Origin of the sequence: Methylibium sp. (assembly GCF_035762065.1) — a bacterium.
GTDB lineage: Bacteria > Pseudomonadota > Gammaproteobacteria > Burkholderiales > Burkholderiaceae_C > Methylibium.
Genome location: NZ_DASTPW010000043.1, coordinates 58,690 through 79,170, shown reverse-complemented (window position 1 = coordinate 79,170; position 20,481 = coordinate 58,690). Strand labels below are relative to the sequence as shown.

General features: G+C 73.2%; 20 protein-coding genes. 16 read left to right on the top strand and 4 right to left on the bottom strand.

The features are described 5' to 3' along the window. Nucleotide 1: 1 nt before the first annotated feature. The 3 genes from VFR90_RS11855 to fae (VFR90_RS11845) all read left to right on the top strand — a co-directional run bounded on the left by VFR90_RS11855 (nucleotide 2) and on the right by fae (VFR90_RS11845) (nucleotide 2,403). Nucleotides 2–919 carry an ATP-grasp domain-containing protein gene (locus VFR90_RS11855; protein WP_326406342.1) on the top strand — a complete coding sequence of 306 codons (918 nt, stop codon included), beginning with the start codon at nucleotides 2–4 and terminating at the stop codon, nucleotides 917–919. Continuing rightward, a complete protein-coding gene (locus VFR90_RS11850; protein WP_326406341.1) occupies nucleotides 916–1,800 on the top strand; it encodes a triphosphoribosyl-dephospho-CoA synthase in 885 nt (294 codons plus the stop codon). The genes VFR90_RS11855 and VFR90_RS11850 overlap by 4 nt, the downstream gene beginning before the upstream one ends. A 93-nt stretch (nucleotides 1,801–1,893) precedes the next feature. Then, nucleotides 1,894–2,403 (top strand): formaldehyde-activating enzyme, encoded by a 510-nt coding sequence (fae, locus tag VFR90_RS11845; protein ID WP_326406340.1) that lies wholly within the window; start codon nucleotides 1,894–1,896, stop codon nucleotides 2,401–2,403. Between the two features lie 66 nt (nucleotides 2,404–2,469). Here the strand turns inward: fae (VFR90_RS11845) and VFR90_RS11840 are convergent, their stop codons facing one another. Next, nucleotides 2,470–2,898, bottom strand: coding sequence for a dihydroneopterin aldolase (locus tag VFR90_RS11840; RefSeq protein ID WP_414676529.1), 429 nt, complete (start codon nucleotides 2,896–2,898; stop codon nucleotides 2,470–2,472). Between the two features lie 341 nt (nucleotides 2,899–3,239). Between VFR90_RS11840 and VFR90_RS11835 the strand changes: the two genes are divergently transcribed. The 5 genes from VFR90_RS11835 to VFR90_RS11815 are packed head-to-tail and all read left to right on the top strand — an operon-like array spanning nucleotide 3,240 to nucleotide 8,726. Beyond that, nucleotides 3,240–5,309, top strand: a complete 2,070-nt coding sequence (locus VFR90_RS11835; protein WP_326406338.1) for a sigma-54-dependent Fis family transcriptional regulator — start codon at nucleotides 3,240–3,242, stop codon at nucleotides 5,307–5,309. Between the two features lie 12 nt (nucleotides 5,310–5,321). Then, nucleotides 5,322–5,987 carry a flavoprotein gene (locus tag VFR90_RS11830; RefSeq protein WP_326406337.1) on the top strand — a complete coding sequence of 222 codons (666 nt, stop codon included), beginning with the start codon at nucleotides 5,322–5,324 and terminating at the stop codon, nucleotides 5,985–5,987. Then, nucleotides 5,966–7,390: a DUF6513 domain-containing protein gene (locus VFR90_RS11825; protein ID WP_326406336.1), complete on the top strand. Its 1,425-nt coding sequence runs from the start codon at nucleotides 5,966–5,968 to the stop codon at nucleotides 7,388–7,390. The genes VFR90_RS11830 and VFR90_RS11825 overlap by 22 nt, the downstream gene beginning before the upstream one ends. A 5-nt stretch (nucleotides 7,391–7,395) precedes the next feature. Next, nucleotides 7,396–8,010 carry a DUF447 domain-containing protein gene (locus tag VFR90_RS11820; RefSeq protein ID WP_326406335.1) on the top strand — a complete coding sequence of 205 codons (615 nt, stop codon included), beginning with the start codon at nucleotides 7,396–7,398 and terminating at the stop codon, nucleotides 8,008–8,010. Continuing rightward, nucleotides 8,007–8,726: a (5-formylfuran-3-yl)methyl phosphate synthase gene (locus VFR90_RS11815; protein WP_326406334.1), complete on the top strand. Its 720-nt coding sequence runs from the start codon at nucleotides 8,007–8,009 to the stop codon at nucleotides 8,724–8,726. Before VFR90_RS11820 ends, VFR90_RS11815 begins: the two co-directional genes overlap by 4 nt. On the opposite strand, the gene VFR90_RS11810 is transcribed toward VFR90_RS11815, so the two are convergent. The 3 genes from VFR90_RS11810 to VFR90_RS11800 are packed head-to-tail and all read right to left on the bottom strand — an operon-like array spanning nucleotide 8,704 to nucleotide 11,451. Further along, nucleotides 8,704–9,282: an amino acid kinase family protein gene (locus VFR90_RS11810; protein WP_326406333.1), complete on the bottom strand. Its 579-nt coding sequence runs from the start codon at nucleotides 9,280–9,282 to the stop codon at nucleotides 8,704–8,706. The two genes, VFR90_RS11815 and VFR90_RS11810, sit on opposite strands and share 23 nt — an antisense overlap. Continuing rightward, nucleotides 9,270–10,442 carry a hydantoinase/oxoprolinase family protein gene (locus tag VFR90_RS11805; protein WP_326406332.1) on the bottom strand — a complete coding sequence of 391 codons (1,173 nt, stop codon included), beginning with the start codon at nucleotides 10,440–10,442 and terminating at the stop codon, nucleotides 9,270–9,272. The genes VFR90_RS11810 and VFR90_RS11805 overlap by 13 nt, the downstream gene beginning before the upstream one ends. After that, on the bottom strand, nucleotides 10,429–11,451 hold the full coding sequence (locus VFR90_RS11800) for an ATP-grasp domain-containing protein (protein WP_326406331.1): 1,023 nt from the start codon (nucleotides 11,449–11,451) through the stop codon (nucleotides 10,429–10,431). Before VFR90_RS11800 ends, VFR90_RS11805 begins: the two co-directional genes overlap by 14 nt. 9 nt (nucleotides 11,452–11,460) lie before the next feature. Between VFR90_RS11800 and VFR90_RS11795 the strand changes: the two genes are divergently transcribed. The 8 genes from VFR90_RS11795 to pabB all read left to right on the top strand — a co-directional run bounded on the left by VFR90_RS11795 (nucleotide 11,461) and on the right by pabB (nucleotide 20,473). Next, nucleotides 11,461–12,249, top strand: a complete 789-nt coding sequence (locus VFR90_RS11795; protein WP_326406330.1) for a HisA/HisF-related TIM barrel protein — start codon at nucleotides 11,461–11,463, stop codon at nucleotides 12,247–12,249. An 86-nt stretch (nucleotides 12,250–12,335) separates the two neighbouring features. Further along, nucleotides 12,336–13,634 (top strand): molybdopterin-binding domain-containing protein, encoded by a 1,299-nt coding sequence (locus VFR90_RS11790; protein ID WP_326406329.1) that lies wholly within the window; start codon nucleotides 12,336–12,338, stop codon nucleotides 13,632–13,634. After that, the gene (locus VFR90_RS11785; protein WP_326406328.1) at nucleotides 13,631–15,316 is read left to right on the top strand and encodes a formylmethanofuran dehydrogenase subunit A; all 1,686 of its coding nucleotides are present in this window, start codon (nucleotides 13,631–13,633) and stop codon (nucleotides 15,314–15,316) included. The genes VFR90_RS11790 and VFR90_RS11785 overlap by 4 nt, the downstream gene beginning before the upstream one ends. 3 nt (nucleotides 15,317–15,319) lie before the next feature. After that, nucleotides 15,320–16,234: a formylmethanofuran--tetrahydromethanopterin N-formyltransferase gene (fhcD, locus tag VFR90_RS11780; protein ID WP_326406327.1), complete on the top strand. Its 915-nt coding sequence runs from the start codon at nucleotides 15,320–15,322 to the stop codon at nucleotides 16,232–16,234. Between the two features lie 67 nt (nucleotides 16,235–16,301). Continuing rightward, nucleotides 16,302–17,117 (top strand): formylmethanofuran dehydrogenase subunit C, encoded by an 816-nt coding sequence (locus VFR90_RS11775; RefSeq protein ID WP_326406326.1) that lies wholly within the window; start codon nucleotides 16,302–16,304, stop codon nucleotides 17,115–17,117. 44 nt (nucleotides 17,118–17,161) lie between these two features. Next, nucleotides 17,162–17,851, top strand: a complete 690-nt coding sequence (locus tag VFR90_RS11770; protein WP_326406325.1) for a tetratricopeptide repeat protein — start codon at nucleotides 17,162–17,164, stop codon at nucleotides 17,849–17,851. Between the two features lie 106 nt (nucleotides 17,852–17,957). Next, on the top strand, nucleotides 17,958–18,494 hold the full coding sequence (gene fae / locus VFR90_RS11765; protein ID WP_326406324.1) for a formaldehyde-activating enzyme: 537 nt from the start codon (nucleotides 17,958–17,960) through the stop codon (nucleotides 18,492–18,494). A gap of 119 nt (nucleotides 18,495–18,613) precedes the next feature. Then, nucleotides 18,614–20,473: an aminodeoxychorismate synthase component I gene (gene pabB, locus VFR90_RS11760; RefSeq protein WP_326406323.1), complete on the top strand. Its 1,860-nt coding sequence runs from the start codon at nucleotides 18,614–18,616 to the stop codon at nucleotides 20,471–20,473. Nucleotides 20,474–20,481 lie beyond the last annotated feature (8 nt).

Here is a 20,481-nt window from a genome sequence, read left to right as displayed (position 1 = left end):
CATGCGCGTCGCCCTCCTCACCGACGAAACCGGCTGGCACACCCGCCAGCTGCAGGCCGCGCTGCGCGCGCGCGGCGCCGAGGGCCGCTGCGTCGATCTGGAGGACTGCCGCATCGACACGACCGTCGCCTGGCACGGTCTGGCGATCCCCGGCTTCGGCCGCGAGCTGCCCGATGCGGCGATCGTGCGCGGCATCGCCGGCGGCAGCTTCGAGCAGGTGACCAAGCGCCTCGCCGTGCTGCATGCGCTGCGCGAGCTGGGCGTCGCGGTCTACAACGATGCGCGCGCGATCGAGCGCAGCGTCGACAAGGCGACGACCAGCTGGCTGCTGCATGCCGCGAACGTGCCGACGCCGCCGGCCTGGGCGATCGAGTCGCCGGCGCAGGCGCAGCGGCTCGTCACGCGCGAGAGCGCGGCCGGGCATGCGCTGGTGCTCAAGCCGCTGTTCGGCTCGCAGGGCAAGGGGCTGCGGCGGGTCGGCCTCGTCGACGGCGAGCACGTGCCGCTGCCCGCCCTGCAGGACTTCGGCGCGCTCGCGTACCTGCAGCGCTTCGTGCCGGCGCTGCAGAGCCCCGGCTTCGACTGGCGCGTGCTGGTCGTCGGCGGCCGCGCGCTCACCGCGATGAAGCGCATCGGCCGCGGCTGGATCCACAACGTCAAGCAAGGCGCGCGCTGCGTCGCGCAGCCGCTCGATGCGCCGCTGGCGTCGATCGCCGAGCGCGCCGCAGCGGCCCTGCGGATGGACTACGCCGGCGTCGACCTGATCCCCGCGCCCCACGGGCCGCAGGTGCTCGAGGTCAACGGCGTCGCGGCCTGGCAGGGCCTGCAGCGGGTGACGCCGTTTCCGATCGCGCGCGCGCTGGTGGACGACCTGCTCGATCGCAAGCTCGCGTCGGCCGCACCCGCGCGGCGCGCATGACGGCCGTCGATCCGGCCACCGCCTTCGTGCGCGCTTGCGCGCTCGACGTGGCGGTGCGCAAGCCGGGCAACGTGAGCGCCGCATCGCCGGGCCACGGCATGGACGCGCAGCTCTTCCTCGACAGCGCCGAGGCCGCGCGAGCGGGGCTGTTCGCGCGCGGCGCGCGGGTCGGCGCGCGCATCGAGGCGGCGATGCGCGCCACGCTCGACGTCGCCGGCTGCAACACCAACCTCGGCATCGTGCTGCTGTGCGCGCCGCTCGCCGCGGCGATCGAACGCTGCCCCGCGCCATGTGATGCGCAGGCCTTGCGCCGCACGCTGCAAGGCGTGCTCGGCGCGCTCGATGTCGAGGATGCCGGCGGAGCCTTCCGTGCGATCGCCGCGGCGCGTCCCGCCGGGCTCGGCCAGAGCGCGCAGCAGGACGTGAACGCGCCGCCGAGCCTGAGCCTGCTCGAGGCGATGCGACTGGCCGCCGGTCGCGATCGCGTCGCGCGCGCCTACGCGACGAACTTCGACGAGGTCTTCGGCACCGGCCTGTCCTCGCTCGCGGCCGATGGCGGCCTGCACGACACGGCGACGGCCACGCGCGCCGTGCAGCGCCTCTACCTGCGCCTGCTGTGTGCCGATCTCGATTCACACATTGTTCGCAAGCACGGCGTGGCGGCGGCACAGGCTGTCACCGACGAGGCCGGACCGTGGCTGGCGCGGCTCGAAGGCGGCGAGTTGGTCGACGCGGCGCCGGCCTTCGCGCAATGGGATGCGAGCCTCAAGCAACGCCGACTGAACCCTGGCACCTGCGCGGACCTGACGGTCGCGACGCTGTTCCTTGCTGGCGCACTCGGCATCGAGCTCGGGACGGGTTTGTCTCAAGGCGATTCGTGATTGCGCCACTGGCATGGAACGTGTAAGTTCCCCCGCGTGCCGGCTCGTGCCGGTGCGCAATCCCCTTCCCTCAGAAAGCTCCTGGAGACCCACATGGCAAAGATCGATCGGATGATGGTCGGCGAATCGCTCGTCGGCGACGGCAACGAAGTGGCCCACATCGACCTGCTGATCGGGCCGCGCGGCAGCGCTGCCGAAACCGCGTTCGCCAACAGCCTGACGAACAACAAGGACGGCTTCACCTCGCTGCTCGCCGTCGTCGCGCCGAACCTGCTGTGCAAGCCGGCCACCGTGATGTTCAACAAGGTCACGATCAAGGGCGCCAAGCAAGCGGTGCAGATGTTCGGCCCGGCCCAGCGCGGCGTCGCGATGGCGGTGGCCGATTCGGTCGAGGACGGCACCATCCCGGCCGACGAAGCCGACAACCTGTTCATCAGCGTGGGCGTGTTCATCCACTGGCTCGCCGACGACGACAAGAAGATCCAGGAATACAACTACCAGGCCGTGCGCGAGTCGATCAAGCGCGCCGTCTCGGGCTCGCCGACCGCGCGTGAAGTGGTCCAGAAGAAGGGCAGCGCGGCCCACCCGTTCGCCGCGAAGTAATCGCTCGGCGTTCAGCTCGAACAAAAGCCGCCCTCGGGCGGCTTTTGTTTTGGGAGCGTGCTGTGCTCAGCGCCCGCCGGGCACCATGCCGGCGCCGATCAGGCTCAGCACCGTCGCGCCGGTGCGCGCCGCGCTGCCCGGCGCGGCGCGGCGGCGTTCGATCGCGACGCCCACCGCATCGACGTCGTCGAACTTCCTCGGCTTGACGACCGCGACGCGCACCCAGTGCGCGCCGAACTCGCGCAGCAGGATGTCGGCCACCTCCTCGGCGAAGCTTTCGAGCAGCGTGTGGCGGTGCTCGGCCAGCAGGCGGCGCAGACGGTCGCGCACGACGCCGTAGTCGATGGTGTCAGCGATCTGGTCGGTGTCGCAAGCGCGGCTGTGCGGCAGGCCGGCGGTGACGTCCATGCGCAGCGGCTGCGGGCGGTGCAGCTCGTTGTCATGGATGCCGATCACCGTCTCGCCGGTGAAGCCTTCGATGAAGATCAGGTCCATCGGCGCGCCGGCGGCTTCGTCGGTGGGCCATGCATGCACGGGCGGGGGAAGCGAGCGGGCGGCGGTCATGTCGTTCTCCTCGGCGGCGTGCCACGCGACCGCGCATCATCGGCAAGGCCGGCCGATGGCAACGGCTGGCGGCGACCGATTCTGTGGCAATTCGTCCAAGCGGCTCGCCGCACGGGCCGCGCCGTGGGGCCTCGCGCCAGAATCGACACAGCATGACCCGACGGGGCGACACGCTCTGCGGCCCCACCGAAGGCATGCCGGTGCCGCCGCGACGCCCAGGCCCATCGCCTTGCGTCCGACCGGCGAGCCGCCGACAACGACAAGGGGACCGCATGAGCAGCACCACCACCCACCGCCTGCCGGCGGCCGCACCGGCGTCGACGGACCCGGGCGGCGCATCGGCCACGCCGCGGGTTCGCACGAGCGGCGAACACGCCGACCGCATCCTGTGTGCCGTGCGCGAGGGCGCACGCGGCCGCGAAGACGATCTGATGGCGCGCTCCTGGACGCGCTGCCTCGACGAATACCGGCTGCATCCCGACCGGCCGCTGCGTCCCTCGGTGCTCTCGGCGGCCGAACTCGCGCAACGCCAGCAGCGGCTCGCCGACGTGCTCGACTGCGCGCGCCACGAGATGGCCACGCTCCACCAGCAGCTCGCCGACGACGAATCGGCGGTGGTGCTGACCGACACCGACGGCGTGATCCTGCACATGGTCGCGTCGCCCGAATTCGCAGGCGCGGTGACGCCGCTCGGCTTCCACGTCGGCGCCGTCTGGAGCGAGGCCGAGGCCGGCACCAACGGCATGGGCACGTGCCTCGTCGCGGCCAGCCCGGTGGCGGTGCGGCGCGAGGATCATTTCTTCACCCAGCTCACCTCGCTCACCTGCTCGGCGGTGCCGGTGTACGACCCGCAGGGCCGGATGACCGCGGTGCTCGACGTCACCAGCCGCTCCAGCCTGCAGCAGCAGCATTCGCTCGTGCTGCTGGGCATGACCGCGCAGATGATCGAGAACCGGCTGCTCGAGTCGCGCCATCCCGAAGCGCACCTGCTGCACTTCCACAGCCGGCCGGAGTTCATCCACACGCTGCACGAAGGCAGGCTCGCGCTCGACGATCGCGGCGCCGTCGTCGCCGGCAACCGCAGCGCGCTGTTCCAGCTGGGCCTGCGCTCGATGGGCGAGCTGCGCGGTCGCCGGCTCGAGGAGCTGCTGCATGCGCGGCTCGCCGATCTGGTGGATCGCGGCCGGCGCAGCGCCTTCCATCCGGTCGTCAGCTACGGCGCGCAGGGGCAGAGCCGCTTCTTCGTGGTCGCGCGCCCGCCGGCGGCCGAGCTCGAAGCCGGCGAGGCGGGCGGACTGGTGCCACGTGCGCGTGCGCTGCCGCCGCGTGCCGAGGCGCGGCGCGCGCCGCCGGCAGGCCCCGCGCCGAGCTTCGGCGACGCGCGGCTCGCGCGGCTGCTCGCGCAATCGAGCCGCGCGATCGCGCGCGACATCCCGGTGCTGCTGCACGGCGAGACCGGCTCGGGCAAGGAAGTGTTCGCACGCGCGCTGCATGCCGCGAGCCCGAAGGCCGCCGGCGGCTTCGTCGCGGTCAATTGCGCCAGCCTGCCGGAGAGCCTCATCGAGGCCGAGCTGTTCGGCTACCGTGCCGGCGCCTTCACCGGCGCGCTGCGCAGCGGGCGGCGCGGCAAGGTGCTCGAGGCCGACCGCGGCACGCTGTTCCTCGACGAGATCGGCGACATGCCGCTCGCGCTGCAGGCGCGGCTCCTGCGCGTGCTCGACGAACGGCGCGTCACGCCGCTCGGCGCCGAGGAGACGATCGACGTCGACTTCCAGCTCGTGAGCGCGAGCCACCGGCCGCTGGCGCAGATGGTGGCCGACGGGCGCTTCCGCGAGGACCTGTACTACCGGCTCTGCGGCTTCGAGGTCGATCTGCCCGCGCTGCGCGACCGCACCGACAAGCGCGAGCTGATCGACGCGATGCTCGCGCTCGAATCGGGCGCGAAGGCCAGCCTCGCGGCCGACGCCCGCGCGCTGCTCGAAGGCCACCGCTGGCCGGGCAACGTGCGCCAGCTGCGGCATGCGCTGCGCGCCGCGCTCGCGCTGGCCGGCGACGACGGCCGCATCGAGGTCGAGCACCTCGGCCGGCTGCGGGCCGAGCCCGCACCGCTCGCGCCGGCAAGCGTCCACGTCGACAATCCCGCGACGCCGCCGGCGACCGACGGCACGCCGGCCCGACCCGCGCTGAACCCGATCCAGCGCAAGGAACGCGAAGGCCTGCTGCAACTGCTGGAAGACCACCGCTGGAACGTGAGCAATGTCGCCAAGGCGCTCGATGTCAGCCGCAACACCCTCTACCGCAAGCTGCACAAGCTGCAGATCGCCTTGTCGCACCCGGCTTGACCGGCCGAGCCGATGAACGCCGGCAAGCCGCATCCGCTCGTCGGCGAAGACGCGAAGCGCTGGGCCGCCGAACTCGGCGACGAGCACGCGAGCGCGACCGACGAGCCGCCCGCGTCGCGCTTCGCCTGGTGCGTGACCGGCTCGGGCCACTACCTGGAGGAGTCGATGGCGCTCGCGCAGCGGCTGCCGAACGTCGACCTCTACCTGAGCGCCGCGGCCGACGAAGTGCTGCCGCTGTACGGCTGGCGGCTCGAAGCGCTGCGCGAGCGCTTCCGCGTGTTCCGCGACAAGAGCGCGAGCTCGGTGCCGGTCGGCCGGCTGTATGCCGAGGCTTACCACACGGTGGTGATCGCGCCGGCCACCAGCAACACCGTCGCGAAGTGCGCTTTCGGCTTTTCGGACAGTCTGCCGACGAACATGTTCGCGCAGGCCGGCAAGCTCGGCGTGCCGAGCCTGGTGTTCGCCTGCGACACCGAGCCGGTGGTCGTGACCAAGGCGCCGCGCAACCATGCGAGCGAGTGGCTGACGCTGCGGCCGCGCCGCATCGAGCTCGACAACGTCGATCGCCTGCGCGGCTTCGAGCATTGCATGGTGGTGGACACGCCGCAGTCCCTGGAGGCGGCGCTCGACGTGCGGCTCTCCGCATTGAAGCTCGCATGGAACGCATCGTTTTCCTGACCGGGCGGCTGGCCGAGGCGAACCTGCGCAGGGTGCTCGCGAGCATCGAACCGCCGGCCTTCGAGTGGAACGTCCGCGAAATCGGCCTGCAGGTCGCCGCGCTGATGACGGCCGACATGATCCGCCGCCGCGTCGCCGCGCCCTTGGTGTTCACGCAGGCGGACGGCCGCGAACTGCCGGCCGAGCGCGTGATCGTTCCGGGCCGCTGCCGCGGCGATGTCGAAGGCTTGAGCGGGCACTTCGGCATCCCGGTGCAGCGCGGGCCCGAGGAGCTGAAGGACCTGCCGCGCTTCTTCGACCGCGCGGCCAAGCCGATCGAGCTGGACGAGTACCGCGTCGCGATCTTCGCGGAGATCGTCGATGCGCCGCGGCTTTCCGTCGAGCAGGTGGTCGAGCGCGCGCGCGCCTACGCGGCCGACGGCGCCAACGTGATCGACATCGGCTGCCTGCCGGCGACGCCCTTCCCGCACCTGGAAGACTGCGTGCGCGCGGTGCAGGCGGCCGGGCTGGAAGCCAGCGTCGATTCGATGGATGCCGACGAGCTGCTGCGCGGCGGCCGCGCCGGCGCCGACTACCTGCTGAGCCTGAAGCTCGACACGCTGTGGATCGCCGACGAGTGCGAGTCGGTGCCGGTGCTGATCGCGCAGGACCAGGCCGACATGGCGACGCTGTACGAGGCGATCGAGCGGATGGAAGCACGCGGCAAGCCCTACCTGGCCGACCCGATCCTCGACCCGATCCCCTTCGGCTTCACCGCCTCGCTCGTGCGCTACCAGGCGCTACGCGCGCGCTTCCCGCAGGCGCCGATCATGATGGGCATCGGCAACCTCACCGAGCTGACCGAGGCCGACACCAGCGGCATCAACGCGCTGCTGTTCGGCGTGTGCGCCGAGCTGGACGTCGCCGCGGTGCTGGCGACGCAGGTGAGCCAGCACGCGCGCCGCGCGATCGCCGAGGCCGACGTCGCGCGCCGGGTGATGCACGCCGCACAGCGGCACCAGCAGCTGCCCAAAGGCTTGAGTGCCGCGCTCGCGACCGTGCACGCGCGCCACCCCTTCCCCGACAGCGCCGACGAGATCGCCGCGACCGCCGCGCAGGTGAAGGACCCGAACTTTCGCGTGCAGATCGCGCCCGAGGGCCTGCACGTCTACAACCGCGACGGCCTGCGCGTCGCGCAGGACGCCTTCGCGCTGTGGCCGCAGCTGGGGCTCGAAGACGACGCGGCACATGCGTTCTACATGGGCGTCGAACTCGCGCGCGCCGAGACCGCCTGGCAGCTCGGCAAGCGCTACGTGCAGGATCAGCCGCTCGACTGGGGCGTCGCGGTGAGGCGACCGGCCGACGACGCCGAAGGCTGGTGCGCGCCGGGCACGACGCTGACGCACGGCCGCAGGAAGCCCTGACGACGATGGCGAACGAGGTGATCTTCGAAGCGGTGATCACGACGCTCGACGCCGACGGCGCCGTGCACGTCGCGCCCTTCGGCGTGCGCTACGACGGGCGGCAGGTCGTGCTCAAGCCGTTCAAGCCGAGCGCCACGCTCGAGCACATCCGCGCGCGCGGCCACGCGGTGCTGAACCTCACGACCGACACGCGCGTCTTCGCCAGCGCGGTGTGCGCGCGCTGGCTGGGCGAGAAGCGCTGGCCCGACGAAGCGCTCGAACTCGTCGCGACCCGCTTCGTGCCCGGGCTGCGCCTGGGCGGGCCGCTGGCGCTCGCGCACAGCGAGCTGCGCCTGGCCGCCGACGACGACGACGCCGAGCGCCCGACGCTGCGGCTCGACCGCGTGCACGACGCGACGCACGCGCCCTTCCCCGGCTTCAACCGCGCCCAGGCCGCGGTGCTCGAAGCCGCGGTGCTGGTGAGCCGGCTGCAGATGCTGAGCGCCGACAAGATCGACGCCGAGCTGCGCTACCTGCAGATCGCGATCGACAAGACCGCGAGCGCCGCCGATCACGAAGCGTGGGGCTGGCTCAACGAAGCCGTCGCGCGCCAGCGCGCCCAGCGCGAGGCGGCGCGGTGACGCAGTTGCTGGTCAGCGTGCGCGACGAGCACGAGGCGCTGAGCGCCGCCGAGGCCGGCGCCGACCTGATCGACATGAAGGAGCCGCGCGCCGGCGCGCTCGGTGCGCTGGGCTTCGACGCGGTCGAGCGCATCGCCGCGCGGCTGCGCGAGCATGCCCCGGGCCGGCGCCTCAGCGCGACGGTCGGCGATCCGCTGCCGCCCACGGCCGCGAATGTGGCCGCGACGCTCGCGCGCGTGCGGCGCATGGCCGCCTGCGGGGTCGACGACGTGAAGGTCGGCATCGCCGCCGATGGCGCGCCGCTGATCGACGCGCTGGCCGCCGGCCGCTGGGGCACGGCGACGATCGTGCCGGTGCTGATCGCCGACGACGGCGTCGCGCCCGCGCTGCTCGCGCGCGCCTGCGCCGGCCCCTTCGCCGCGCTGATGCTCGACACCTTCGACAAGCGCGGCGGCAGCCTGATCGAGCGGCGATCCGAGGCCGAGCTGCGCGGCTTCGTCGAGGCGGTGCGGTCGAGCGGCAAGCTCTGCGGCCTGGCCGGCTCGCTGCGCACGGCCGACCTGCCGGTGCTGCGGCGCCTGGGCGCCGACTTCGCCGGCTTCCGCGGCGCGGTGTGCGACGGCGATCGCGCGCACGCGCTCGATCCGCGGCGCGTCGCGGCCTTGAAGGCGGCGCTGCCCGCCGGCGCGCGGTTCAGCGCCGCAAGCCCTGCCTGACGCGATCGAGCTGCTCCTTGTGCAGCACCTCGATCGTCGGCGTGCCGGTCCCGGCGCGCCGTGCGAACGCGGCGTCGAGCACGCCGGCCTGACCCAGCTGTTCGAGCGACGCGCCTGCATCGATCGCGCAGGACTTGACGATGAGCAACCGCTCGGCCCGCAGCCGCTGCGCGAGCCACAGCGCGAGGCTGTCGGAGGTGACGCTCCAGTCGGTCAGCTCGTCGGCGTGCTCGCGCAGCAGCTCGGTCGGCCACCACAGCGCGGTACGGCCGCGCTGCAGCGCCGCGCGCAGCGCGGCTTCGTCGCGCGCGAGCTCGAGCGCCGGGCACAGGCCCTTCATCAGCGAGGCGGTCTGCGCCATGCCGAGCACCGCGATGTTGTGCGCGGCCACGTCGTCGAGCGACCACCAGGCCTGCACGTCGCGCGCCTGATCGGCGAAGACGCCGCCGCCGGGCACGACGACCACCCGGCCGCCGCCGTCTTCGGCCAGCAGCTCGAGCCAGCGGCGCAGCAGCGGGTCGCGGCCCAGGCTGCCGCCGAGCTTCACGACCCACATCGTCGGTGCGGCTTGCCGTCGGCGTCGTTCGCGGCTTCGCTTTCGTCCCGCGCCGCCGGGTGCATCGAGGCGAACAGCAGCGCGACGGCGACGGCCGGCGCCGCAAGCTGGATCGCGCGGCGGCGCTCGTCGCCCGCTGCGCCGGGCGGCGCTGCCGCGTCGCCAAGCACCAGCGCGTCGAAGCGCATGCAGGGCCGACCCAGCCGGCGCGCGAGCTCGAAGGCGAGGAAGTCGCCGCAGCCGGCCGCGACGACCGGCGCGTCGGCCGCGAGCGCCGCGGCCTGCACGACCCGTTCGGCGTTCTCGCGCAGCGCGCCGAGCTGCGCCTCGCGCCAGCAGGCGGCCAGCGCGTGCCAGTCGTCGTCCACGGCGTCGCGCGCGTCGAGGCCGATCATCCGCGCGAGCCGTCGGCGCGTGGCCGCGAGATCCTTCGGGCCGCCGTCGGCGGTGGGCTGCTGGTCGTGCGCGGTGTCGAGCTGGCCGAGCAGGCGATGCACGTCGGCCGTCGTCGCGAAGCACTCGTTCATCACGTTGAGCGCGCGGCCGCGGTGCTCGATGCGCGGCGCCAGCGCGCACAGCGGCGTGCGCACCACGCCCTGGTAGAGCAGCTCGCCGCTGGCGAGCCGGTCGGCGTCGCTGCGGCTCGCGCTGCAAGGCGCGCCGTCGCGCAGCGCGACGAGGTCGGTGGTGGTGCTGCCGATGTCCACGAGCAGCGCTTCGCGGCCTTCGAGCCGGCGCGCGGCGAGGCTGGCGGTCGCCGCCCAGTTCGCCGAGGCCACCTGCGGCCAGCACGCGCGCAGCGCGCCCGCCCCGCACCAGCCGCCCTCGCCGGCCCAGAACGCAAGCCCGTCGCCGAGCGCGGCGCTCAGCACCTCGGCGAGCACCAGCACGCCGGCCTCGCGGTGCTCGAACAGATCGACCATCTCGCCGGTCATCGTGACCGCGTGGCGCGCACCGTCGAGCTCGGGCCACAGCGCACGGGCCTCGGCGAGCACCGCGTCGAGCCGGTCGAGCCCCTGCCACAACGGGCAGGGCCACTGCTCGGCGGCGATCGGCACGCACTCGTGCGCCGAGCCGCCGCGCGGCGCGACGAGGCTCAGCTTGACGTGCGCACCGCCGATGTCCCAGCCGGCGACGAGCGGCTCGTCACGACGCGGCAAGCAGCGCCTCCTGCCGCGGCGCCGGGCGCGCCGCCGCGAGCGCGGCCTGCTGCGCGAGCTGCGCCTGCAGGATCTCGCGCGCCAGCGGCCGGCCGAGCGCGGCCGAGAGGCCGACGAAGGCGCAGGTCAGCCGCGGATTCACTTCGATGACCGCCGGCCCGCGCGCCGCGTGCCACACGAGGTCGATGCCGACGAAGCCGCGCAGCCCCGGCACCGCGGCGCCGACCGCGCGGCCGACGCGGCGCAGCGCCTCGGCCCGCTCGCCGACGCGCGGCTCGCGATCGATCGCGACGCCGTCGTCGCGCAGCCGCACGCGGCCCTCGGCCTCGGGCAGCACCGCGATCGACTGGTGATGGATGCCGAGCAGCTCCGCCCCGCCCGGCCCGCACAGCAGCGAGATGCTGATCGCCTGCCCGTCGATCCAGGGCTCGAGCGTCGCCGACTCGCCGCGCGCGCGGCGCTCGTGCAGGTCGGCGCGCGCGGCCGCATGACCGAGGTGCACCACGGTCGCGACGCAGCCGGCGCCGTCGTCGGGCTTCACCACCCAGCGCCGGGCCTCGCCGTCGAAGGCCAGCGGCGTGACCAGGCCGTGCGCCGCGAGCCGCGCGATCGTCGCGCGCTTGCGCGAGGCCAGGTGCAGCGCGTCGCGCGTGCAGCCGATCCAGCGCGGCGCCTCGACCGCGGCCGCCAGCCGCATCAGCACGCCGTCGGTTTCCGGCGCGACGATCCAGGCCTGCGCGTGCCGCGCGGCATGGCGATGGACGAAGCCGGCCGCGTCCTCGCCGGGGCGCGGCCAGACCCAGCGCACCGCGCCTGCGCAGCGGCTGCGCAGCAGGCCCGCCTCGGCTTCGTCGCGACAGGCTGCGGTGAGCGCGAGGCCGGGGACGTCGGCCAGGTCGGCGACCAGCGCGTCGCGCATCGCGCGGCCGGCGTCGAGCAGCTCCGCCGCGCACGCCGCGCCGGCGTTCGCGCCGCCCCCGCTGCAATACTCGTAGACGAAAACTCGCATGCGTCGCCGATGTTGATCGTTCCCGTGATCGACCTGAAGGCAGGCCGGGTCGTCCATGCCACCGGCGGGGAGCGTGCGCGCTACCGGCCGGTCGAATCGGCAATCGTTTGCAGCACGCACCCACAGGCGGTGGCCGCGCGGCTCTGCGAGCACTGTGCCACCGGCACGCTCTACCTCGCCGACCTCGATGCACTCCAGGGCGGCGCGGTGCAGCTCACGGCGATCGCCGCGCTCCTCGAGGCCTTGCCGCGACTGACGCTGTGGCTGGACGCCGGCTTCAGGCAGGCAGCGGACATCGATCGCTGCATGCAGGCCCTGGGCGCGCCGGCCGAGCGGGTGCAGCCGGTGCTCGCGAGCGAAAGCCTCGAAAGCCTCGCGGCGCTCCAGGAGGCGATCGCGGCGTGGCCCGCGGCGCTGCTGTCGCTCGATAGCCGCGACGGCGTGCCGCTCGATCGCGGCGGCCTGTGGTCGGCCGCCGAGCACTGGCCCACACGGCTGATCGCGATGGAGCTGGGGCGCGTCGGCTCGGCGCGCGGGCCTGACCTGGCGCACATGGCCGCCTTGCGTTCGCGCGCGCCGCACGCGGGCTGGATCGGCTCCGGCGGCATCCGCGACGAGGGCGATCTGGTGCGCGCCGCGGCCTCCGGCGCGCAGGCCTGGCTGGTCGCGTCGGCGCTGCATGCCGGCCGGATCGCCCCGCGCGGCTCGGCGGCGAACGGCGCGACAGACTGTGGCGCGGCCGGCGGCGCGGGCCACAGTGTGTCGCGCGCTGCTCAGCGCTCGCACACTGCCGGGTGAGCAGTGCGCCGCGGGCGGCGGAGTTCCCCGGAGTACGCGGGCGCGGGCTTTGCAGCACACTGCCTTCGATGACTTCGAGTGCTTCCGTGGCCGCACCGGCGGCTCTCTCGACCGCTTCCGTTTCCGCCGTCGGCGCGTCGCCCTGGACCTGCCCCTTCTGCACGCTGCTGTGCGACGGCTTCGCGCTCGCGCCGGCCGACGCGGCGACCGGCGCGCCGATGCGCCTGCTCGGCAGCGACTGCCCGATCGCACAGTCCGCGCTCGCGCGGTTCAGCGCGCCAAGCGTTGCGGCCTGCCGCATCGGCGACGAGGCGACGAGCCTGGACGCCGCGATCGAAGCCGCAGCGCAGAAGCTCGCCGCCGCGCGTCAGCCGGTGGTCGGCGGCCTCGGCCTCGACGTCGCCGGCGCGCGCGCGCTCTACCCGCTCGCCTGCGCGAGCGGTGCGGTGCTCGACGGCGGCACGTCCATGCTGCACGGCCTGCGCGCGCTGCAGGACCGCGGCCAGTTCACCGCCACCTTCGCCGAGGTGCGCAACCGCGCCGATCTCGTCGTCTGCCTCGGGCCCACGCCGCGCGACGCGCATCCGGAGATCTGGCGCCGGCTCGGCTTCGGCGAGGCGCTGGTCGCGTCGCGCGAGATCGTTTTCCTCGGCGCTGCAGCCGATCCGGCACTGGCCGGCGTGCCGAACACGCGCGTGAGCGCGATCGCCAGCGACGGCGACGCCTTCGATGCGGTCTCGCGGCTCGCGGCCTGCGTCGCGGGGCGGCGCATCGAGGCGGGCGCCGAGCTGGTCGCGCTCGCCGGGCGGCTGCGTGCCGCGCGCTACGTCGTGCTCACCTGGAACAGCGCCGGGCTGCCGGCGCACGGCAGCCTGATCGTCGAGGCGGCGAACGCCATCGTCGCCGAGCTGAACCGCACGACGCGCGCCGCGGTGCTCGCGCTTGGCAGCGGCGCGCCGCTGTCGTCGCAGCAGACGGTGACCTGGCTCTCGGGCCTGCCGCTGCGCAGCCGCGCCGGGCCGTTGGGGCTCGAGCACGAGCCGCTGCGCTTCGACGCGAAGGCGATGCTGGCGGCGGGCGACGCCGATGCGCTGCTGTGGATCGCGAGCTTCGGCAACGAGTACGAGCTGCCGCCGGTGCCGAACGGCCTGCCGCTCGTCGTCATCGGCCATGCGCAGATGCGGCCGCCGGCCGAGGCGGTGTTCATCCCCGTCGCGACGCCGGGCCTCGACGACAGCGGCGACCTGTTCCGCGTCGACGGCAGCGTGACGCTGCCGCTGGCGCCGGTCGCCCTGCCGGCGCGTGATCGCAAGCTGCCGGGCGCCGCCGAGGTGCTGAAGCGGCTCGCGGCGCGCGTGCAGTCGCTCAAGGGCGGTGCGCGATGAGCGGCACGCTGCGCATCCGCGGCGGCCGCGTCGTCGATCCGGCCCAGGGCATCGACGCGGTGCGCGATGTCGGCATCCACGACGGCCGCATCGCCGAGCTGCACCCGCAGGAGCAGGCTGCCGAGGACATTGACGCGACCGGTTGCGTCGTGATGGCCGGCGGCATCGACATGCACACGCACATCGGCGGCGGCAAGATGAACCTGGCGCGGCTGCTGCTGCCCGAGGACCATCGCTTGAACCGCGAACCGCAGCCGCTGCCGACCAACCCGCTCGAACTGGCGTCGAGCGGCTGCTGTGCACCGGGCACGCTCGCCACCGGCTACCGCTACGCCGAGATGGGCTACACCGCGGCCTTCGAGCCGGCGATGCTCGCGATCAACGCGCGGCACACGCACATGGAGATGGGCGACATCCCCATCCTCGACCACGGGGCCTACGTGATGCTCGGCAGTGACGAGCTGTTCCTGCAGCTGCTCGCCGAAGGCCGCGACTTCGAGACGATCCGCGACTACGTCGGCTGGACGATGCACGCCGCGAAGGCGCTCGGCGTGAAGGTGGTCAACCCGGGCGGCATCTCGGCTTTCAAGTTCAACCAGCGCCGGCTCGATGTCGACGAGCAGCACGCGCACTGGCGCGTGACGCCGCGCACGATCGTGCACACGCTCGCGCGCGCGCTGCACGAACTCGGCGTGCCCCATCCGCTGCACATCCACGCAAGCAATCTGGGCGTGCCGGGCAACATCGAATCGACGCTGGCGACGATCGAGGCGCTGGAAGGCCTGCCGGCTCACCTGACGCACATCCAGTTCCACGCCTACGGGACCGAAGGCCCGAAGAAATTCTCGTCGGCCGCGCGCCGTCTCTGCGAGGTGGTCAACGCGAATCCGAACGTCAGCCTCGACGTCGGCCAGATCATGTTCGGCCAGACCGTCACCGCCAGCGGCGACACGATGCGCCAGCACGCGAACGCCGGCGTGGGCCACCCGCGCAAATGGGTCGGCGCCGACATCGAATGCGAGGCCGGCTGCGGCGTCGTGCCGTTCAAGTACCGCGACACGAGCTTCGTCAACGCGCTGCAGTGGCTGATCGGGCTCGAGATCTTCCTGCTGATCGACGACCCCTGGCGGGTGGTGCTGACCACCGACCATCCCAACGGCGCGCCCTTCACCAGCTACCCGCACCTGATCCGGCTGCTGATGGACAAGAGCTTCCGCGACGAGCAGATGAGCAGGCTCAACGCCGATGCGGTCGCGATGAGCTCGCTCGGCTCGATCACGCGCGAGCTGAGCCTGAACGAGATCGCGGTCATGACGCGCGCCGGCCCGGCGAAGCTGCTCGGCCTGAAGGACCGCGGCCACCTCGGCACCGGTGCGGCGGCCGACATCGCGGTCTACCGCGAGGATGCGGACCGCGAGGCGATGTTCACCGCGCCCGAGCACGTCTTCAAGGACGGCGTGCGCGTCGCGCGCGCCGGCCGCATCACCGCGACCCCGACCGGCGGCACGCACTACGTCGAGCCGGTGTTCGACCGCGGCATCGAGAAGCTGGTCGCGACGTACGCGGACCGGCACCTGTCGGTGGCGCCGCGCAACCTCGTGATCGGCCACGACGAGCTTTGCCGCTGCTGCAATGGCGGGCGCTTGCTGCCGGCGGCGTGCTTCGAGACGCGGGTGAACTGAGCGATGCAACTCAACGGCATCACCATCGACGACAGCTTCGCCGAAGCCTTTCCGATGAAGGGCACGCGGCTCGTCGTCACCGCGCACGACGCCACCTGGGCGCGCCATGCCGCCGTCGCGACGACCGGCTTCGCGACCTCCGTGATCGCCTGCGGCTGCGAGGCGGGCATCGAGCGCGAGCTGTCGCCCGACGAGACGCCCGACGGGCGCCCCGGCGTGTCGATCCTGATCTTCTCGATGAGTGGCCGCGAGCTCGCCAAGCAGGTCGAAAAGCGCGTCGGCCAATGCGTGCTGACCTGTCCGACCACCGCGGTCTACGCCGGGCTGTTCGAGGGCGATGCGATCGCGCTCGGCAAGAACCTGCGCTTCTTCGGCGACGGCTGGCAGACGAGCAAGATGATCGGCGGCCAACGCTACTGGCGCGTGCCGGTGATGGACGGCGAGTTCGTTGCGCAGGAGACGACCTGGGTCACGACGAAGGCGGTCGGCGGGGGCAACCTGCTGCTGCTGGCGACCGACACCGCGGCCGCCTTGCGCGCCGCCGAGGCCGCGGTCGCGGCGATGAAGCAGGTGCCCAACGTCATCATGCCGTTCCCGGGCGGCGTGGTGCGCTCCGGCTCGAAGGTCGGCAGCAAGTACCCGACGCTTGGCGCCTCGACCAACGACGCCTACTGCCCGAGCCTGCGGGAGATCGCGAAGCACTCCGACCTGAGCCCCGACATCGCAAGCGTGATGGAGATCGTGATCGACGGCCTGACCGACGCCGACGTGTCGGCGGCGATGCGCGCCGGCCTGAAGGCGGCGATCGACCTTGGCGCCGACTCCGGCCTCAGGCGCATCGGCGCCGGCAACTACGGCGGCAAGCTCGGGCCGTTCCTCTACCACCTGCACAAGCTGGTGCCGGGAGCGGCGGCATGAGCGGCAAGCGCTCGTCGGGCGCGAAGCACGTGGCGTGGCGAGCGGCCGCCGGCCGCAGGGAGTTGCCATGAGCGCTTGGCGGCTTTCGTTGAAGCAGGCGCCGGCGCTGCGCGTCGATGCGCGCGGCTTGTCGCCGGCGGCGCTGGCCGGGCTCGACGCGGTGGCGGTCGGCGAGCTCGCGCTGTGGCACGGCAACGAGCGCGTGGCGCTCGGCGACCTGTTCGCCATCGAAGCGCACGCCGAAGAAGGCGAGCTGCGGCTCGAAGGCGAGCTGAGCAAGTTCGATCGCATCGGCTGGCAGCTCGCGGCCGGCTCGCTGCGCATCGACGGGCCGGTCGGCGACTACCTCGGCGCCGGCATGAGCGCCGGCGCGATCGTCGCGAACGGCGACGCCGGCGTGCTCGCGGCCTGCGAGATGTCGGGCGGCCGCCTCGACGTGGCCGGCAGCGTCGGCGACTTCGCCGCGAGCGCACTGCCCGGCAGCATGGACGGCATGCGCGGCGGCACGTTCATCGTGCGCGGCCATGCCGGCGAGCGCTTCGGCGATCGCATGCGCCGCGGCAGCGCGATCGTCTTCGGCGACGCCGGCGACTTCGTCGCCTCGCGCATGGTCGCCGGCACGATCGCCGTGGCCGGCGCCATCGGCGCCCACCCTGGCTACGGCATGCGCCGCGGCACGCTGCTTGCCGCCGGGGCGCAGCCGACGGTGCCGCCGTGCTTCGTCGGCAACACGGTCGACATCGGCGTGTTCTGGCAGTTGCTCGCGCGCGATCTCGCGCGACACGGCGGCCCTTTCGCGGCATTGGCGAAGCGCGCGGCGCCGCGGCGCTTCGTCGGGGACCTCGCGGCCGGCGGCAAGGGCGAGCTGCTGATCGCCGGCTGATCTGCGGCCGCACGAAGCGCACGGCCGCCTCACGGGAGTACGCGATGAACCAGCGCTGCGCGCGTCTGTTTGTCCTGTCGGCCTTGTCGCTGATGACGGCTTGGCTGCCCGCCGGTGCCGGCGCGGCGAGCAAGCCCACCGACAGCCAGCGCAGCACGCTTGAGCAAGCGGTGCGCGACCACGACGCCGGCCGCATCGACCGTGCGCGCCGCGCTTTCGAGCGACTCGCCCGCGCCGGCGTGCCCGCCGCCGACTACAACCTCGCGGTCATGCACCTGAAGCGCGAGCTGCCGAAGTCCACGCCGAAGGACGCGCTGCGCCACATGACGCGCGCGGCCGAGCGCGGCTTCGTTTCGGCGCAGTTCGGGCTGGGCCAGCTGCACGAGAACGGGCTGGTCGGCGCGCGCGATCTGGCGCTGGCGAACCGCTGGTACCTGGAGGCGGCCCGCAACGGCAGCGTCGATGCGCAGGTGGCGATCGCCACCGCCTACTTCCTCGGCCGCGGCGCGGTGAAGGACATCGAGGCGGCCGCCGAGTGGTACCGGGAGGCCGCGAAGGGCGGTGACGTGGGCGCGCAGTACCTGATCGCCTCGCTCTACGAAGCGGGCGACGGCGTGTCGCGGGACCTGCGGCTTGCGCGCTACTGGTACGACATCGCCGCGCGCAACGGCGACGATGCGGCCGCCTTCAAGGTCATGGAGCTCGACGAGCGACTCGCCGCGCCGGCGAGCTGAGTCGCCGGGCTCGCCGGCGGCCCGTTACCGGTCGCGAGCTGCCGTTCGCCGCCGGCCGCGGCTTGCAAAATGCCGCGCTTCGTCACCCGCCCCGCCCCTTCGAGCCATGAGCAAGCACCACCACACCTTCCATGCCGGCGAAGCCACCGTGCTCGCCGCCGACGGCCAGTTCACCGACGCGATGCCCGAGATCCTCATCGGGCGCACCGACGGTCCGGTCGGCCAAGCGTTCGCGAACATGATGGCGCAGAGCAAGGGCCACACCGCGATGTTCGCGATCCGCGCGTGCAACCAGATGGTCCGCCCCGCGACCATCACCGTGCCCAAGGTGACGCTGAAGGACAGCGCGAACATTGACCTGTTCGGCGGCGTCGTGCAGGCCGCGACCGCCGACGCGGTGCTCGACAGCGTGATCGACGGCGTGATCCCGAAGGACAAGGTCGACGAGCTGTGCATCGTCAGCCTGGTGTGGATCGACCCGCGCTGCGCGAAGGATCCGAACCTGGACAAGAAGGACATGTACCGCACGAACTACGAGGCGACCAAGCTCGCGATCAAGCGCGCGATGAACAACGAGCCGTCGATCGACGAGCTGATCGCGAACCGCCACAAGATCAAGCACGACATGGACGACTGGTCATGACGCCCACCCCCGTTGCGGCTTCGCCGCTCCCCCTCGAGGGGGCGCCGCTGGCGGACCGGCAAGGCCGGATCCGCGGCGGCTGCTCGGTGGGTGAGCGCCTGGGCGTCTGAGCGCGTGCGGTGAAGTCCGTCCCCAGCCACTCGGCCTTCGCGCTGCTCGACGACCGCCACGCCACCGCCGCGAAGCCGACGAGCCGGCTCTACACCGACCACGCCCGCACGCGCCGCTGCGAGGACCCGCGCGAGCTCGACGCGCTGTGGCGCGCCGTCGAGGCCGACCAGCGCGACGGCCTGCACGCGCTGCTGCTGATCGACTACGAATGGGGCGCGAAGCTCGTCGGCGCCGGCCGGCGTGCCGGCGACGAACGTGCGGCGCTTCGCGTGCTGCTGTTCCGCTCGCTGCAGCGGCTCGCGGCCGACGAGGTGGCCGACTGGCTCGGGCGGCAGGAGGGGACGGCCGAGCCGCAGGCCGCCGGTGCGATCGACGTGCGCGCGAGCGTCGACGAGGCCGCCTTCCATGCGGCGATCGACGCGATCCACGAGGCGATCCGCGCCGGCGAGACCTACCAGGTCAACTACACCTACCGCTTGGACTTCCAGGCGCACGGCACGCCCACCGCGCTGTACCGGCGGCTGCGCGCGCGCCAGCCGGTGCCCTTTGGCGCGTTCATCGCCTTGCCGGCCGACGAGGCCATGGCCACCGGCCACACGCACGTGCTGTCGTGCTCGCCCGAGCTCTTCGTGCGCCACGCGGACGGCGCGCTGGTCGCGAAGCCGATGAAGGGCACGGCGCCGCGCCGGGCGGTCTTCGAGGGCGACAGCGAGACCGCGCGCCACCTGCAGCTCGACACCAAGAACCGTGCCGAGAACCTGATGATCGTGGACCTGCTGCGCAACGACCTCGGGCGCATCGCCGAGGTCGGCTCGGTGAAGGTGCCGCAGCTGTTCGACATCGAGTCGCACGCAACCGTGTTCCAGATGACCTCGACGGTGCACGCCACGATGCGCGCGGACCTGGGCTTCCCCGCGGTGCTGCGCGCACTGTTCCCCTGCGGCTCGATCACCGGCGCGCCGAAGCATCAGACGATGAAGCGCATCGCCGAGCTCGAATCGACGCCGCGCGGGCCGTACTGCGGCGCCATCGGCTGGATCGATGCGCCGACCGCCGGCGCGGCCTGCGCCGACTTCTGCCTCTCGGTCGCGATCCGCACGCTGACGCTGGGCAAGGAACGCGAGGGGCTGCGCGCCGGCCGGCTCGGCATCGGCGCCGGCATCGTGCTCGACAGCGAGGCGGCCGACGAGTACGCCGAGTGCCAGCTGAAGGCGCGTTTCCTCACCGGGCTCGACCCGGGCTTCGCGCTGTTCGAGACGATGCACGCCACGCGCGCCGGCGGCGTGCGCGACCTCGACCGGCACCTCGCGCGGCTCGCGATCAGCGCTCGGCAGCTCGGCTTTCGATTCGACGAGATCGAGCTGCGCGAGGCGCTGCAGGCCGAGGTGGATCGGCTTGCGGCGGGCGGACCGCATCGCGTGAAGCTCGTCCTCGAGCGCGCCGGCCGCTTCGAGCTGCAGGCCGCGGCGCTGCACCCCTTGCCCGACGGCCCGCCGCAGCTGCGCATCGCCGACGAGACCCTGCCCGACGCCCGGCCGCTCGCCGGCCACAAGACGACGCTGCGCGCGCTCTACGACGCCGGCGTGCGCGCGGCCGAGGCGCAGGGCTGCTTCGACAGCCTGTTCTTCACGGGCGACGGCCGGCTCGTCGAAGGTGGCCGCAGCAACGTCTTCGTCAAGCTCGGCGGCCGCTGGTTCACCCCGCCGCTCGCCGACGGCGCGCTGCCGGGCATCGCGCGCGCGACGCTGCTCGCCGACGCCGCCTGGGCCGCGCGCGAGCGCAGCCTGACGCGCGACGAGCTGCGGCGTGCCGAAGCGATCGTCGTGTGCAATGCCCTGCGCGGCGCGCTGCCCGCACGGCTCGCGTGAAACTCGCC

What these genes read in the sequence shown, in the direction of transcription:
- VFR90_RS11775 (WP_326406326.1), top strand. Translation starts at nt 16,302, where the DNA reads ATGAGCGCTTGGCGGCTTTCGTTGAAGCAGGCGCCGGCGCTGCGCGTC.
- VFR90_RS11800 (WP_326406331.1), bottom strand. Translation starts at nt 11,451, where the DNA reads ATGCGAGTTTTCGTCTACGAGTATTGCAGCGGGGGCGGCGCGAACGCC.
- VFR90_RS11835 (WP_326406338.1), top strand. Translation starts at nt 3,240, where the DNA reads ATGAGCAGCACCACCACCCACCGCCTGCCGGCGGCCGCACCGGCGTCG.
- VFR90_RS11825 (WP_326406336.1), top strand. Translation starts at nt 5,966, where the DNA reads ATGGAACGCATCGTTTTCCTGACCGGGCGGCTGGCCGAGGCGAACCTG.
- fae (WP_326406340.1), top strand. Translation starts at nt 1,894, where the DNA reads ATGGCAAAGATCGATCGGATGATGGTCGGCGAATCGCTCGTCGGCGAC.
- VFR90_RS11810 (WP_326406333.1), bottom strand. Translation starts at nt 9,282, where the DNA reads ATGTGGGTCGTGAAGCTCGGCGGCAGCCTGGGCCGCGACCCGCTGCTG.
- VFR90_RS11840 (WP_414676529.1), bottom strand. Translation starts at nt 2,898, where the DNA reads ATGGACCTGATCTTCATCGAAGGCTTCACCGGCGAGACGGTGATCGGC.
- VFR90_RS11820 (WP_326406335.1), top strand. Translation starts at nt 7,396, where the DNA reads ATGGCGAACGAGGTGATCTTCGAAGCGGTGATCACGACGCTCGACGCC.
- VFR90_RS11830 (WP_326406337.1), top strand. Translation starts at nt 5,322, where the DNA reads ATGAACGCCGGCAAGCCGCATCCGCTCGTCGGCGAAGACGCGAAGCGC.
- VFR90_RS11795 (WP_326406330.1), top strand. Translation starts at nt 11,461, where the DNA reads ATGTTGATCGTTCCCGTGATCGACCTGAAGGCAGGCCGGGTCGTCCAT.
- VFR90_RS11770 (WP_326406325.1), top strand. Translation starts at nt 17,162, where the DNA reads ATGAACCAGCGCTGCGCGCGTCTGTTTGTCCTGTCGGCCTTGTCGCTG.
- fae (WP_326406324.1), top strand. Translation starts at nt 17,958, where the DNA reads ATGAGCAAGCACCACCACACCTTCCATGCCGGCGAAGCCACCGTGCTC.
- VFR90_RS11850 (WP_326406341.1), top strand. Translation starts at nt 916, where the DNA reads ATGACGGCCGTCGATCCGGCCACCGCCTTCGTGCGCGCTTGCGCGCTC.
- fhcD (WP_326406327.1), top strand. Translation starts at nt 15,320, where the DNA reads ATGCAACTCAACGGCATCACCATCGACGACAGCTTCGCCGAAGCCTTT.
- VFR90_RS11785 (WP_326406328.1), top strand. Translation starts at nt 13,631, where the DNA reads ATGAGCGGCACGCTGCGCATCCGCGGCGGCCGCGTCGTCGATCCGGCC.
- VFR90_RS11855 (WP_326406342.1), top strand. Translation starts at nt 2, where the DNA reads ATGCGCGTCGCCCTCCTCACCGACGAAACCGGCTGGCACACCCGCCAG.